This window comes from Terrabacter sp. Root181, assembly GCF_001428505.1.
GTDB lineage: Bacteria > Actinomycetota > Actinomycetes > Actinomycetales > Dermatophilaceae > Terrabacter.
Genome location: NZ_LMHU01000007.1, coordinates 280,721 through 293,463, shown reverse-complemented (window position 1 = coordinate 293,463; position 12,743 = coordinate 280,721). Strand labels below are relative to the sequence as shown.

Below are 12,743 nucleotides of genomic sequence, written 5' to 3'. Positions count from 1 at the left end.
GGAGGTCCCCATGCTCACCAGTGCGTCCGTCACCGCCAACATCCCCGCCGCCGATCTCGCGCGGGCCAAGTCGTTCTACGCCGACACCCTCGGCCTCAAGCCGGCCGCCGAGATCGGTGACGCCGGAATGCTCGTCTACCGCACCGACGGCGGGACGATGTTCAGCGTCTACCAGACCGAGTATGCCGGCCAGGCCGGTCACACCATCGCCCAGTTCCACGTCGACGACGTCGTGGCCGAGGCTCGTGCACTGCAGGCCAAGGGTGTCGCACTCGAGACGTACGACCTGCCGGGGGTCGAGTGGGACGACGGCATCGCGGACATGGGCGGAATGGGCAAGGCGGCCTGGTTCAAGGACAGCGAGGGCAACATCCTCTGCATCGACTCCGGCTTCCCGGAGGACTGAGGGGCAAGCGCGGTCCGGGGGTGGGGCTGGACCGACACGGGTGCTCTCCTGCGCTCGTCAGCATGTGTTGACGGCGGCCGCCTGTCAGCATATGCTGACAGGCATGACCAGAACCGCCGCCGACCTCGCGGGCGACCTCGACAGCACCGACCCGACGGTCGGGCTGCGGGCGGTGGCCGCGCTGGGTCGTCTCCTTGACCAGCTCGAGGCCCTGCAGGTGCGCAACGCCCGGGGCAAGGGCTGGTCGTGGCAGGAGATCGCCGACGCGCTTGGCGTCACGAAGCAGACCGTCCACCGCAAGCACGCCCGGAGGTAGACCCGTGTTCGAACGCTTTGCCCGTGATGCTCGCGCCGTCGTGGTCTCGACCCAGGACCTCTGTCGCGAGCTCGGAGCCGACGAGGTACGCCCGGTCCACCTCCTCCTCGCCCTGACCGAAGAGGGCAGCGGCGTCCATGACGTCCTCTCCGCCCACGGCATCACGACGGATGCCGTCGCGGAGTGCCTCGGCGTCGTGCCGTCCGCTCCGCCCGCCCCGCTGGGCGAGGACGATGCTGCGGCGCTCCGGACCCTCGGCATCGACCTCGACTCCATCCGTGAGGCCGTCGAGCGCCAGTTCGGCCACGGGGCACTCGACGAGCCGGCCGCAGGGCCCACGCCCCCCGCCGGCCGAGCTGCGTCGGATGAGGGCGACGACGACCTGGACACCGCTCGTGGACGCTTCGGGTGGGGCGGTCACATCCCATTCGGGCGCGGCTCGAAGAAGGTGCTCGAGCTGGCACTGCGCGAGGCAATCCGCGCCGGAGCGCGCGAGATCCGCACCGAACACATCGCCCTCGGCGTGCTGCGCGTCGACGACGAGGCGGTCACCATGCTGATCCGGGCGATCGGCGCCGACCCTCGGGCCCTGCGTGCCGACCTCGTGGATCACGGCCGCCGCACCGCCTGATCGGCTGACCGTCATCGGTGGGATTCGTACGCTTGGTCACCGCGTCGCTCGGACGTGACCTTCGCCCCTTACCGCCCGCTCGGGATCGGGCGAGAGTGGAAGGCGTGCTCGATGAACCTGCCGGTGCCTCGGTCGATCTGTTCTGGCTTCCGCTCGGGGCGGGAGGCCACGTCGTGCGATGGTGCGGCCGCCTCTATGAAGAGGGCTCGGCGCGGCGACACCACCGCGCTGCGGCGGACCTCTACCACTGCGCCCTGATGATCAGTCTCGAGGGCGTCGCCTATGCCGTCGAGATGGGTCCGGTGTGGAACGTCGAGGACACCGATCGTGGCGTCCTCGCCGAGGGGCCTGTCGGCTCGCGGTGGCTCGGCCGCTTCCGCGCGTTTCGCTATGAGATGCGTGTCTGGCCAGGGGGTTTCATTCCAGATATCGCCGAAGCCGTCGGCAGCCCGCTGCGCACCACGGACGACCCGCAAAGGGTCGCAGCCGTGGTCGAGGTGCTCCGAGCGCTGCCCGTGCTGACCTGGGGCAGGGACGAGCTGTCTGCGGGCGAGATGTGGAACTCCAACTCGGCAGTGGCCTGGGCGCTGGCGCGGACCGGCCACGACATGCAGGCGATCGGGCCGCCGGCCGGAGGCCGGGCGCCGGGGTGGGCCGCGGGTCTGGTCCTGGCGGATCGGCAGGCGCGGACCTGACGCCGCAGCCCGGCGCGAAGGGACGGACGCCGACTCCAGAGCAGACGGGACGCGCCGAGTGGACGCGTTGCGAGCCACGGATGCCGGGATGGTCCCTAGCCTTCGAGAATGGATGTGGCGGAGCTGCCCCCGACAGGTACGTGCGAGATCAGCACGCTCGGGCGCCGTAGCGGCAGGGTCAGCAGGATCGAGATCTGGTACGTCGTCGTCGACGCGCAGATCGTCCTGACCGGCACTCCCGGCTCGAGGCACTGGCTGGCCAACCTGCGCGGCCACCGAGAGGCGGTGCTGCATCTGGGTGAGCCGGTGAGCGACCTGCAGGTCGTGGCGGACGAGGTGACGGATCCGGCCACGCGGCGACATGTCGTCGAGCAGGCGTGGCGGATTCAGCCGTGGTACGCGGCGCAGGCGTACTCCATCGACGACTGGGTGAGCGCCTCACCGATGGTGACGCTGACGCCCCTGACGCCCCTGACGGACTGACGGACTGACGTCTATGCGGCGGGCGCGGCGCGACGCCCACGCAGGGCCCGGCCCACGGAGGAGCCCACCAGCAGGCCGAGCGAGATCGCGATGGCAACGCCCAGCAGCCCGAGGGCGACGTCGGTGGCCGACTCGCGACCCGCCGCGAGCTCGGTCACACCGACCAGGCCCAGGCTCCCGGGCACGAGCAGCCAGAATGCCGGGAGGAAGAGCACGAGGCGGGGCAGCTGTGGGCGTCGCAGCTCGACCACGCTCGCTCCGAGGCTGGCCGCGATGGCCCCCAGGAAGCCACCGAGCCCGATCGAGCCCACCTCCTGCCCGACGAGCTGGGCGCCGAAGGCGAGACTGAGCACCAGCAGGACCCACCCCTGCATGCGGAGGGGAACGCCCTCCATCAGGCAGATGCTCGATCCGATGAGCACCAGACCCACGGCAGCGCCGGCCCAGCCGATCTCGTCCACCCGGAGGTTGACCAGGGTGGAGGCGGGCACGCGCAGCAGGGCGGTGGCCATGAGCAGTCCCAGCGCGAACAACCCGAGCTGGGCCAGCCCGTAGGTCAGCCGGGCCGAGCCCGCCTGCATGTGCCCGGCGGCGAGCTCCGACAAGCCGTTGACGACGAGCGCTCCGGGGAGAAGGACCGCCAGCGGGGGCAGGACCGTGCGCAACGGACCCTCGAGCAGTCCGGCGTCAGCGGCGCCGAAGATGGCCAGCGACACCACGAACGCGGCAAGGGTGGGGAGCAGCGCCCTGACGACCTCGTACCGCTCGGCCAGCTGGACGAGCGCAAAGACGAGGACCGACCCCGCCGCGGCCGCAACGATGTTGGCCCAACCCGGTTGCAGGATCAGCGAGATGCCGACGGCCAGCACGGGCCACGCCAGCGCGACCAGCCACAACGGCTGTCCGACTGGACGCCGAGCGACCGCCGCGAGCTGCTCCCGGGCGGCGCCGGTCGCCAGGCCGCCGTGGACCAGCTGATGGCGGATGAGGCGGACGCTCGCGGACTGGTGGAGGCGCAGGCCAGCGGGAGCCGAACGATACGTGGCGGGGTCTCCCGCCTTCAGGGTGACGAGCAGTCCTGTGGGGCCGACTGCGGTCTGGACGTCCGGGAAACCCAGCCGGGAGCCGACCTCCGCCAGCTCCTCCTCGATCTCCTGGACCGGCTGCCCGGTCGCGATCATGGCCGTGCCGAGCTCTGCCAGGAGGGCACGGGTCTCGGTTGTCTGGTCCCCATCGGCATCACCCGGTGGCAGCATCACAGCTCAACGCGTCGCTGCCACGGTCCACTCACGCTCGCCATCATGTCAAAGGTCCACCCACCGAGGCAGCGAGACGTCCCGGCTGGAGACGCGCATGGCGAGCACGTCGCGAATTGCCGCACCGCTCGGGTCTCCCGCGGCGCGAAGCGGGTACGGCAGAGTCCCACCCCGCAACGCGTCGCCGGCACGGCGGCACCGGACCAAGGACTCCGCATGACGGCATACAGCACTCTTGTCCGCTCGACGCACGTGCTCACCAACGCGGCGTGGTTCGGCGGCTCACTGGCCAGCGCGGTGGCGCTCGACGAGGTCTCGCGGGAGGACGACGAGGCACGTGGGGGGCTCGCGATGGCCGAAGCAGCACGGCGGCGGTGGGGTCCGGCCCAGGGGCTGGCCATCGGCCTTCACCTGCTGAGCGGGGTCGCCGTCGTCGTCGACAACAGGCGTCGCGTCGTCGCGCACCGCCCGACCGCGGTCGCCGTCGTCCTCAAGACGGCACTGACGGGTGCCGCGCTCGCGGTGAGCGCCGAGGCGTACCGCTCCGACGCGGAGCTCAGCGATGCGCTCGAGCGCGCGGAGTCGGATGCGGCGTCACGGCAAGCGGCGCGAACCCTCGGGCAGCGGATGGCCTGGCTGCGATGGGCCACACCCGTGACCACCGCCGGTCTCCTCGTGCTCGACGCCTACCTGGGTGAGCAGCAGCGCGGCGTCCCCGGCCTGCTCGACAACCCGTCCCGCCCGGGGGAACGGGCGTGACGCGCGAGTTCGACTTCGCCTTCGAAGGCCGCTACCGCCTACCGGGCATGGTCTTCGGGATCAGACCGGCCACGGCGCGGGTCGTCGTCACCGACGACGAGCTGCTCGTCCGGTTCGGCCCCTGGCGACTCAGGACGCCCCTCGCCAACGTCGCGGGCACGCAGGTCACGACGGGGTACTCCCTCGTGCGGACGGCGGGTCCGGCCCACCTGTCGCTCGCCGACCGTGGCGTCACGTTCGCGACGAACTCGCGGCGGGGGCTGTGCATCTCGTTCGTCGAGAAGGTCCGTGCGATCGAGCCCACGGGCCTGCTTCGTCACCCGGCCGCGACGGTGACGGTCGCCGACCCGGAGGCGCTCGCCGCGGCACTACGGCACTGACGCCGTCCGTCTGTCGCCGTCCGTCTGTCGCCGTCCGTCTGTGGCCGTCCTCTCGATGGCCGCGACGAACGCGTCCCGGGCCGACACGACCGCGGCGGCGCCGGCCCTGTGTCTTCAAGGCCGGCACCGCACCTCCGAAACTCCCACCGGGTCGCCGCCACGGAAGCGATCTGTCCAACGTTCAACAAGGCGGTTGCGGCCGAGGCGGGTGTTTTGCGCCGGCGACCGCGGGTACCTGTCGGGCATGCAGAGACCTGAGCGACACAGCACCTGCCGGGCGACACCCCGCCGCGCGGGAAGCCGGTCCCGGTGCTGACGGACGTCAGCGCTCGGACGACGTCCGCCCAGGTCGAGTCGCTCGTCCTGGTGCGTCACGGCGAGAGCGTGGGCAACCTCGCCGACGCGCAGGCGCGGCGTGCCGGTGCCGGCCGCCTGGAGCTCGGCACCCGGGACCCGGACACGCCCCTGTCCGAGCGCGGTGAGCGACAGGCCACGGTACTGGCTCGGCACGTCGCGAAGGCGGAGAGGCCGCGACCGGACGTCGTGATGAGCTCGCCGTACCTGAGGGCGGCGAGCACGGCGCGCATCGTCGCCGAGGCCGTCGGCATGGCGCCGGTGTGGGACGAGCGTCTGCGCGAGCGTGACCTCGGGGTCTTCGACGGCCTCACCGGGGTGGGGATCCGCGAGAGCTACCCCGAGGAGGCCGACAGGAGGACGCGGCTCGGCAAGTTCTACTACCGGCCGCCGGGTGGTGAGAGCTGGACCGACGTCGCCCTGCGAGTGCGTCATGTCCTGCTCGACCTGGCTCAGGCCCACGCAGGTCGTCGGGTCTGGATCTTCACCCACCAGGCGGTCATCATGAGCTTTCGCCTCGCCCTGGAAGGGCTCGACGAGACGACGCTCCTCGACGTGGACCGGACCCAACCTCTCGGCAACTGCTCCGTGACGCGCTACCGGCGAGGCTCGGACGGACAGCTCGAGCTCGAGTCCTTCGCCGACACCCGCCACCTCGAGGGGGCCGCCGTCGAGGAGACGCACGAGGAGGCTGCCGAGGAGCCGCCCGCCCTCGAGGTGCACGAGAGGAGGGGGTGACGTGGCCGTCGAGCGTCCCGTACGCGTGGACCGTGAGCTGCTGCGTGGGTGGCCTCTGCCCGATCCGGATGGGGACAAGTCCGACCACGGCACCGTCCTGGTCGTCGGCGGGGCACGCCAGACACCGGGCGCGGTCCTGCTCGTCGCGGAGGCTGCACTACGGGTGGGCGCCGGCAAGGTGCAGGTGGCCACGGCCGCCGACACCGCCGCGGCCCTGGCCGTCGCGCTGCCCGAGGCCTTCGTCGAGGGTCTTCCCGTCCTGCACGACGGTGAGCTGGCAGTGGCCGGTGCCGACCGCGTGCTCGAGCTGGCAGCGGGCGCCGACGTCGTCGTCCTCGGGCCCGGTCTGGGCAAGCCCCGCGATGCGAGCCTCTTTGCAGCGCAAATCGTTCCGCATCTTGACGCAGGCCTCGTGCTGGACGCTCTGGGCACCGCCTACCTGACGGGTCACCGTGACGGAGTGCGACATCTGGACGGGCGGGTGCTGCTCACCCCCAATGTCACCGAGGTGGCCGCCCTCCTCGAGCGGTCTGAGGAGGAGGTCACGCGCGCGCAGCTCCGCGCGACGGGCACGGTCGCCGACCGGACCGGCGCGGTCGTCCTGAGCGGGGGAGAGGTCTCCTACATCGTCTCGCCCGAGGGTGAGGCGTGGTCGTGCGACTCGGGCCCCTCGGACCTGGCGACGGCCGGTTCGGGTGACGTGAAGGCCGGATGTGCTGCCGGCCTCATGGCCAAGGGTGCGTCGCCGGCGCAGGCCGCCGTGTGGACGTCGTGGCTGCACGCCCATGCGGGCGCGCGGCTGCGCGAGGACCGCCCCGGCTTCCTGGCCCGCGACGTGCCGCGTGCCATTCCGTGAGAGATCGACCGCGTCGAGCGGGACTTGAGCTCCACCGAGGCCGTGCGCCCGACCGGTTGACCCTGACGTGGTCCAGGAGAAGGGCTGTCGTATGCCGGATGGCCCGCAGGGACGTCCTCCTACCGTCCGTGGGGGGTGACGTCGAGGGCGCCGGTGTCGATGACGTCGAGAGCGACGTCGTGCAGCTTCCGGTTGGTGTTCTGGCTCGCGATGCGCAGCAGGTCGAACGCCTGGTCGCGGGTCAGCTTGTGCTGCGCGACGAGCACGCCCACGGCCGTCCCGATGTCGCGGTTGGAGGTCAGCGCCCGCTCGAGGTTGTCGACGCGCTCGCGCAGATGGGCAACCATGACGGACTGCGCGGCATGGGTGGTGAGCAGCAGGCCCTCGGCGAGATCCTGCTCGTCGAACGCGTTCGGCTCGTCGGCGTAGAAGTTGAGCCCTGCGATGAGGGTCGTCTCCTCGAGGTTCATCCGGAAGGACAACATGCTCCGCAGGCCGAGCTCGTCCGCCACGCGCCTGCCGTACTCCGGCCACCGCTCGTCTGTGGCGAGGTCCTTGGGCTGGTAGATCGTGTGCTCGACGATGGCGTCGACGCATGGGCCCGAACCCAGCTCGTACTGGATCGCGTCCGCCTCGCGGGCCACGTCGTCGGAGGAGGCCGCCGTGGCGAACCGGTTGTGGCTCAACGTCGTGATGCTGGCGGATCTCGCGCTGGGCACCCGCTCGACGGCGATGCGCGTCACCGCCGCGAACGCGTTCTTCGCGCTTGCCCGGGCAAGCTGACGGCCGAGGCGGTCGAAGTCCTCGGCCACCCCCCGGAGGTAGCCGGGCACGTTCGGGTTCGTGGTCGTCGTGTCGTTCATCCGGGTAGGCTCCCGTCAGTCTGCGGTCACGCTCTGCGCGCCGAGACGGGTCAGGGGCGGCAACTCCGGTTCGAATCACCGTCGCGTCGGTCACGAGCGGCTGGTGCCGACTCCACGTGCACGTACCCACCGGGCCTCGATCCATCCTGCGACCGCCATTGCGACTCGGCCCGTGCTGTTTCGAAACCCGGCCCCGGGGGCACACGTGTCGAGGTAGGGGCTACCTGCCGCTGGGCGCGCCTGACCCAGGCGACCCGTACCCGAGACGCGCCGATGGAGAGACGGTGGAACCGATACCCGAGACAGACGAGGCGCTGATGGAGCTGGAGCGCTATGGCGACGTCGACCTACGCCAGGACCTCCAGCGCCTGACCGCGGAGGCCCGCCAGACGGTCCCTGGGCTGACACCGTGATCCTCGACGTGGACGGCACTCTGGTCGACAGCAACTACCACCACGCTGTGGCGTGGGCGCGAGCGTTCGCGCAGTACGACCTGACCGTGCCGCTCTGGCGGATCCACCGTGCGATCGGCATGGGAGGCGACAAGCTCGTCGCCCACGTGGCGGGGGACGCCGCCGAGCAGCGTCTCGGGGAGGCGCTGCGCGACCAGTGGACTCGCGAGTTCGACCGGCTCATCGAGGAGGTCAGGCCGTTCGACGGAGCTCGGACGCTGCTCGAGGAGGTCAAGCTGCGCGGACACCACCTCGTGCTGGCGAGCTCCGGGCAGCCCCAGCGCGTCGAGACCTTCCTGCGCCTCTTCGACGGTGAGTCTCTCGCGGATGCGTGGACGACGGCCGACGACGCCGACGAGAGCAAGCCTGCCGCCGACCTGCTCGAGGTCGCCTTGAGTCGCGTCGGTGGGTCTGCCGGCGTCATGGTGGGTGATGCCACATGGGACGCCCGTGCGGCTCAGGCCGCGGGCATGCCGTCGGTGGGAGTGCTGACCGGGGGCTTCAGCGAGGCCGAGCTGCGGGACGCCGGCGCGACCGAGGTCTTCGAGGGGCCGGCCGCCCTGGCCGCGGCCCTCTGGGCTGGTCTCGTGGAACGCCTGTCCTCCTGACCGTGCGACGGTCGGCGCGGCACGTCGGCCGCTCCGACTGAGCCAGGGCCCGCGGGGTAAGCAACGGCCGAAGGGCCTCTGGCCCTGACCCGCGCCGCTCGCCGACGGCCCTGCCGACGAGGAGACACCTGTGCCGACCGAAGACCGCATCGCCGATGTCTGGGGGGATCGCACACCGTACCCACGCGGTGGTGACTGGCCCGTGAGGGTCGATGCACACCTCGCCGCCGACCTGAGCCCCGGTGAGGTCGACCGGTGGGTGCAGACGGCATCGACCCTGCACTCGAACGGGGACGCCTTCGACGTCGCCGTCCGCGACGGTCGGATGGTGGGCGTCAGGGGACGCCCGGACGACCGCGTCAACCGGGGACGGCTGGGTCCCAAGGACCTCTTCGGCTGGCAGGCGATCCAGTCACCCGACCGGCTGACGCGTCCACTGGTGCGCCGCGACGGCCGGCTCGTCGAGTGCTCGTGGGACGAGGCGATGGACGTCGTGGTGGGCCGGACGCAAGCGCTGCTCGAGGAGCAGGGCCCCAGTGCCGTCGGTTTCTACACGACGGGTCAGCTCTTCCTCGAGGAGTACTACACGCTGGCGCTCGTCGCCCACGGCGGTATCCGGACCAACCACGTGGACGGCAACACGCGCCTCTGCACCGCCACGGCGGCCGAGGCGCTCAAGGAGTCGTTCGGCAGCGACGGGCAACCCGGCTCCTACACGGACGTCGACCACGCCGACGTCATCGCCCTGTTCGGCCACAACGTCGCCGAGACCCAGACGGTGCTGTGGATGAGGATCCTCGACCGGCTGGCCGGCGACGACCCACCGGAGGTCATCTGCGTCGATCCCCGGCCCACCCCCGTGGCCCGGGCCGCGACCGTGCACCTCGCGCCTCGTCCCGGCACGAACGTCGCGCTCATGAACGCCCTGCTGCACGAGATCGTCGCGAACGGACACGTCGACGAGGCCTGGGTCACCGCCCACACCGTCGGCTACGCCGACCTCGAGAAGACGGTCGCCCGCTACACGCCCGAGGTCGTCAGCACCATCTGCGACGTGCCGGCCGCGGACATCCGCAGCGCAGCCCGGATCATCGGCGAGGCCGAGGCGCTGCTCTCGACGGTGCTGCAGGGCTTCTACCAGTCACACCAGGCGACCGCGGCGGCAGTGCAGGTCAACAACCTCCACCTGCTGCGCGGCATGATCGGCCGACCCGGGTGCGGGATCCTGCAGATGAACGGCCAGCCGAGCGCGCAGAACACCCGTGAGTGCGGTGCCGACGGCGACATGGCCGGCTTCCGCAACTGGAGCAACCGCTCCCACGTCGAGGACCTCGCGCGGGTCTGGAACATCGAGCCGAAGCAGATCCCGCACGCCACCCCGCCCACGCACGCCATGCAGATCATGCGCTATGTCGAGGACGGCTCCATCCGGATGCTCTGGGTCTCGGGCACCAACCCCGTCGTCTCGATGCCCGAGCTGGCGCGGATGCGATCGATCCTCTCGCAGGAGCGGCTCTTCCTCGTCGTGCAGGACATCTTCCTCACCGAGACGGCGCAGCTCGCCGACGTCGTGCTGCCTGCGGCCGCCTGGGGCGAGAAGACCGGCGCGTTCACCAACGTCGATCGCACCGTGCACCTCTCCGAGAAGGCGGTCGACCCACCCGGGGAGGCACGGTCCGACCTCGACATCTTCGTCGACTTCGCGACACGGATGGGCTTGCAGGACAAGGACGGTCAGCCGCTCGTGAAGTGGTCGACCGCGGAAGAGGCCTTCGACGCCTGGCGTGAGTGCAGCCGTGGTCGACCGTGCGACTACAGCGGCCTGAGCTACGACAAGCTCCGTGGTGGCAGCGGCATCCAGTGGCCCTGCACCGACGAGTCACCCGACGGCACGGAGCGGCTGTATGCCGGAGGCACCTTCTGGGCGTCACCCGAGGAGTGCGAGACCTTCGGCCGCGACCTCGAGACCGGCGCGCCCGTCGAGGAGCAGGAGTACCGCGCGCTCAATCCCTTCGGACGGGCCGTCATCAAGTCGTCCGACTACCGGCCTCCACACGAGATACCCGACGAGGATCACCCGCTCCAGCTCATCACGGGTCGGACCGTCTATCACTTCCACACCCGCACCCGGACCGCCCGGGCGCCCGAGCTGCAGGCGGCGGCGCCCGACGTCTGGGTGGAGGTGTCGGTGACCGATGCCCAGACGTATGGCCTGGCCGAGGGCGACCTCGCCGAGGTCACCACGGCGAGAGGGGAGGTGCGGGCGCGCGTGCGGGTCAGCGGCATACGCCCCGGGGTGGTCTTCCTCCCGTTCCACTACGGCTACTGGGACACGGGGGAGGGGTGGCGCCCGGGTGACCACGGGCGAGCGGCCAACGAGCTGACCCGGACCGACTGGGACCCCGCGTCGAAGCAGCCCATCTTCAAGACGGCGGCGTGCGCCGTGCGCAAGGTGGCCGATGGTGACGGCACACCGTCGCCCGCCCCCGACAACACCGCCTCGGCCCCCGTGGCCGCGGCAACGGCAGAAGGAGTGGAGCGATGAGGATCGGCACGGTCCTCCGCGACCTGCACCATGACGAGAACGAGCTGGCGCGCACGCTGTTGCGCGTGGCCGATGAGCACCGGGCTGACCACGAGGTCCACCAGATGGGTGTGCACCTGGCCGAGTGGTCCTCGCGCCACGTGCGCGAGATCGCCGCCATCGCAGGATCATTCGGCGAGAACCTGGACCCGACGCCGGACGGGACGCCGACCCTCGTCGAGGAGGCACGTCGCTGGATGTCGGAGCGCGGTGGCAGGTCTCCTGAGAGTGAGCTGGTCATGGTCCGTGACCTGCGCGACGTCTACCTCCGGGCGTCGAGCGTGTTGACCGACTGGGAGATGATCGGCCAGGCCGCCCAGGCGATCGTCCACGACGAGCTCCTCGAGCTGGCGACGCGCTGCCAGGCGGAGACGAAGCGGCAGGCCACGTGGGCCAACGCCAAGATCAAGGAGTCCTCGACGCAGGCTCTGGTCGTATGAGCACCCGGACCGCGGCCCCGGACGAGATCCAGACCCGCGTCGTCGTGCGGCCGGTCGGCAACCCGCTCCCGCTCGGCTTCCTCGCGCTCATGGTCGCCACGACCACGGTCGCGATGCTCCAGCTCGGCGTGATCGGACCCGAGCAGGGCCATGTCGTCGCGCTCGGCGTGCTCGTGCTCACCGTGCCGCTCCAGGCCATTGCCAGCGTCCTCGGCTTCCTGGCGCGAGACCCGGTGGCGGGGACGGGCATGGGCGTCCTGGCCGGCACGTGGGCGGCCGTGGGCTTCACGATGCTCGGCGCGCCGCCCGGTGCGACGTCACCAGCCCTCGGGGTGCTGCTCGTGTGCTCGGCCGTGGCGATGGTCGTGCCCACGGTGGCTGCGACGGGCAAGCTGGCGGGTCTGTCCGTCATGGGACTGAGCGCCGCCCGCTTCGCCGTCACCGGCGTCGGTCAGCTGACCGGCTCGCCCGTCTGGCTCACCGGCGCCGGTTGGCTCGGTGTGGCCCTCGGCCTCCTCGCGGCGTATGCCGCTCTGGCCTTCGAGCTCGAGGACGTGCAGCACGTGACCGTGCTGCCTGTCGGACGACGTGGACCCGGCGCCGACACGATGACGGCGTCGACGCGTGAGGAGCTCGCCACCGTGGCCCACGAGGCCGGCGTCCGGAAGCAGGTCTAGCTCGGTCACCGGACGATCGTCGTCCTCGGGCGAGGAGCGGGGGCGACGAGAGCAGGGTCGCGCAGGCCTCTTCGACATGCGCTCACGTGGCTGGTGGCTCGGTGCTGGAGGACGCCAAAACGCTTGGGGTCACAGCATGTAACCACATGCCATACCCGTTCTCGCACCGTCACACCCAGTTGTGTCGGACCTGCTTGGACGTTCTCCGGCTGGGTACCCGGTGACTAGCAACACCAGCTCGGCGG

Annotated in this window: 16 protein-coding genes; 14 read left to right on the top strand and 2 right to left on the bottom strand. The window is 71.1% G+C overall.

Annotation, left to right across the window (positions count from 1 at the left end):
* Nucleotides 1–10: 10 nt before the first annotated feature.
* From ASD90_RS15560 to ASD90_RS15540, 5 genes are all read left to right on the top strand, one after another.
* Nucleotides 11–406 carry a VOC family protein gene (locus tag ASD90_RS15560; RefSeq protein ID WP_056758455.1) on the top strand — a complete coding sequence of 132 codons (396 nt, stop codon included), beginning with the start codon at nt 11–13 and terminating at the stop codon, nt 404–406.
* A 103-nt stretch (nt 407–509) separates the two neighbouring features.
* On the top strand, nt 510–722 hold the full coding sequence (locus tag ASD90_RS15555) for a helix-turn-helix domain-containing protein (protein WP_056758945.1): 213 nt from the start codon (nt 510–512) through the stop codon (nt 720–722).
* Between the two features lie 4 nt (nt 723–726).
* Nucleotides 727–1,353, top strand: coding sequence for a Clp protease N-terminal domain-containing protein (locus ASD90_RS24635; protein WP_056758453.1), 627 nt, complete (start codon nt 727–729; stop codon nt 1,351–1,353).
* A 95-nt stretch (nt 1,354–1,448) separates the two neighbouring features.
* Complete coding sequence (locus tag ASD90_RS15545; protein ID WP_056758449.1) at nt 1,449–2,048, top strand: hypothetical protein; 600 nt, start codon at nt 1,449–1,451, stop codon at nt 2,046–2,048.
* 108 nt (nt 2,049–2,156) lie between these two features.
* Nucleotides 2,157–2,531: a hypothetical protein gene (locus ASD90_RS15540; RefSeq protein WP_056758447.1), complete on the top strand. Its 375-nt coding sequence runs from the start codon at nt 2,157–2,159 to the stop codon at nt 2,529–2,531.
* 11 nt (nt 2,532–2,542) lie between these two features.
* On the opposite strand, the gene ASD90_RS15535 is transcribed toward ASD90_RS15540, so the two are convergent.
* The gene (locus tag ASD90_RS15535) at nt 2,543–3,787 is read right to left on the bottom strand and encodes a threonine/serine exporter ThrE family protein (RefSeq protein WP_056758444.1); all 1,245 of its coding nucleotides are present in this window, start codon (nt 3,785–3,787) and stop codon (nt 2,543–2,545) included.
* Between the two features lie 216 nt (nt 3,788–4,003).
* Here ASD90_RS15535 and ASD90_RS15530 point away from each other — a divergent pair, with 216 nt between their 5' ends.
* The 4 genes from ASD90_RS15530 (at nt 4,004) to ASD90_RS15515 (ending at nt 6,874) form a co-directional block, all read left to right on the top strand.
* Nucleotides 4,004–4,546 (top strand): hypothetical protein, encoded by a 543-nt coding sequence (locus ASD90_RS15530; protein WP_056758442.1) that lies wholly within the window; start codon nt 4,004–4,006, stop codon nt 4,544–4,546.
* The gene (locus ASD90_RS15525) at nt 4,543–4,926 is read left to right on the top strand and encodes a hypothetical protein (protein WP_056758440.1); all 384 of its coding nucleotides are present in this window, start codon (nt 4,543–4,545) and stop codon (nt 4,924–4,926) included. Before ASD90_RS15530 ends, ASD90_RS15525 begins: the two co-directional genes overlap by 4 nt.
* 309 nt (nt 4,927–5,235) lie before the next feature.
* Nucleotides 5,236–6,018, top strand: a complete 783-nt coding sequence (locus tag ASD90_RS15520; RefSeq protein ID WP_235506689.1) for a histidine phosphatase family protein — start codon at nt 5,236–5,238, stop codon at nt 6,016–6,018.
* Between the two features lies 1 nt (nt 6,019).
* Entirely contained in the window at nt 6,020–6,874 is an 855-nt protein-coding gene (locus tag ASD90_RS15515) for an NAD(P)H-hydrate dehydratase (protein WP_056758437.1), read from the top strand.
* Between the two features lie 119 nt (nt 6,875–6,993).
* On the opposite strand, the gene ASD90_RS15510 is transcribed toward ASD90_RS15515, so the two are convergent.
* A complete protein-coding gene (locus ASD90_RS15510) occupies nt 6,994–7,737 on the bottom strand; it encodes a GAF and ANTAR domain-containing protein (protein ID WP_056758434.1) in 744 nt (247 codons plus the stop codon).
* Nucleotides 7,738–8,021: 284 nt separating this feature from the next.
* On the opposite strand from ASD90_RS15510, the gene ASD90_RS24545 reads away from it, so the two are divergent.
* From ASD90_RS24545 to ASD90_RS15490, 5 genes are all read left to right on the top strand, one after another.
* Nucleotides 8,022–8,150, top strand: coding sequence for a hypothetical protein (locus tag ASD90_RS24545; RefSeq protein ID WP_255358577.1), 129 nt, complete (start codon nt 8,022–8,024; stop codon nt 8,148–8,150).
* Nucleotides 8,147–8,797, top strand: coding sequence for an HAD family hydrolase (locus ASD90_RS15505; protein WP_056758432.1), 651 nt, complete (start codon nt 8,147–8,149; stop codon nt 8,795–8,797). Before ASD90_RS24545 ends, ASD90_RS15505 begins: the two co-directional genes overlap by 4 nt.
* 130 nt (nt 8,798–8,927) lie before the next feature.
* Nucleotides 8,928–11,342 (top strand): molybdopterin oxidoreductase family protein, encoded by a 2,415-nt coding sequence (locus ASD90_RS15500; RefSeq protein WP_056758429.1) that lies wholly within the window; start codon nt 8,928–8,930, stop codon nt 11,340–11,342.
* On the top strand, nt 11,339–11,821 hold the full coding sequence (locus tag ASD90_RS15495; protein ID WP_056758426.1) for a hypothetical protein: 483 nt from the start codon (nt 11,339–11,341) through the stop codon (nt 11,819–11,821). Before ASD90_RS15500 ends, ASD90_RS15495 begins: the two co-directional genes overlap by 4 nt.
* Nucleotides 11,818–12,498 carry a GPR1/FUN34/YaaH family transporter gene (locus tag ASD90_RS15490; RefSeq protein WP_056758425.1) on the top strand — a complete coding sequence of 227 codons (681 nt, stop codon included), beginning with the start codon at nt 11,818–11,820 and terminating at the stop codon, nt 12,496–12,498. Before ASD90_RS15495 ends, ASD90_RS15490 begins: the two co-directional genes overlap by 4 nt.
* Nucleotides 12,499–12,743 lie beyond the last annotated feature (245 nt).

Bases quoted from the DNA above. Each gene is read 5' to 3' on its own strand.
- ASD90_RS15495 (WP_056758426.1), top strand. From the start codon at position 11,339: ATGAGGATCGGCACGGTCCTCCGCGACCTGCACCATGACGAGAACGAG.
- ASD90_RS15555 (WP_056758945.1), top strand. From the start codon at position 510: ATGACCAGAACCGCCGCCGACCTCGCGGGCGACCTCGACAGCACCGAC.
- ASD90_RS15490 (WP_056758425.1), top strand. From the start codon at position 11,818: ATGAGCACCCGGACCGCGGCCCCGGACGAGATCCAGACCCGCGTCGTC.
- ASD90_RS15510 (WP_056758434.1), bottom strand. From the start codon at position 7,737: ATGAACGACACGACGACCACGAACCCGAACGTGCCCGGCTACCTCCGG.
- ASD90_RS15535 (WP_056758444.1), bottom strand. From the start codon at position 3,787: ATGCTGCCACCGGGTGATGCCGATGGGGACCAGACAACCGAGACCCGT.
- ASD90_RS15540 (WP_056758447.1), top strand. From the start codon at position 2,157: ATGGATGTGGCGGAGCTGCCCCCGACAGGTACGTGCGAGATCAGCACG.
- ASD90_RS15560 (WP_056758455.1), top strand. From the start codon at position 11: ATGCTCACCAGTGCGTCCGTCACCGCCAACATCCCCGCCGCCGATCTC.
- ASD90_RS15530 (WP_056758442.1), top strand. From the start codon at position 4,004: ATGACGGCATACAGCACTCTTGTCCGCTCGACGCACGTGCTCACCAAC.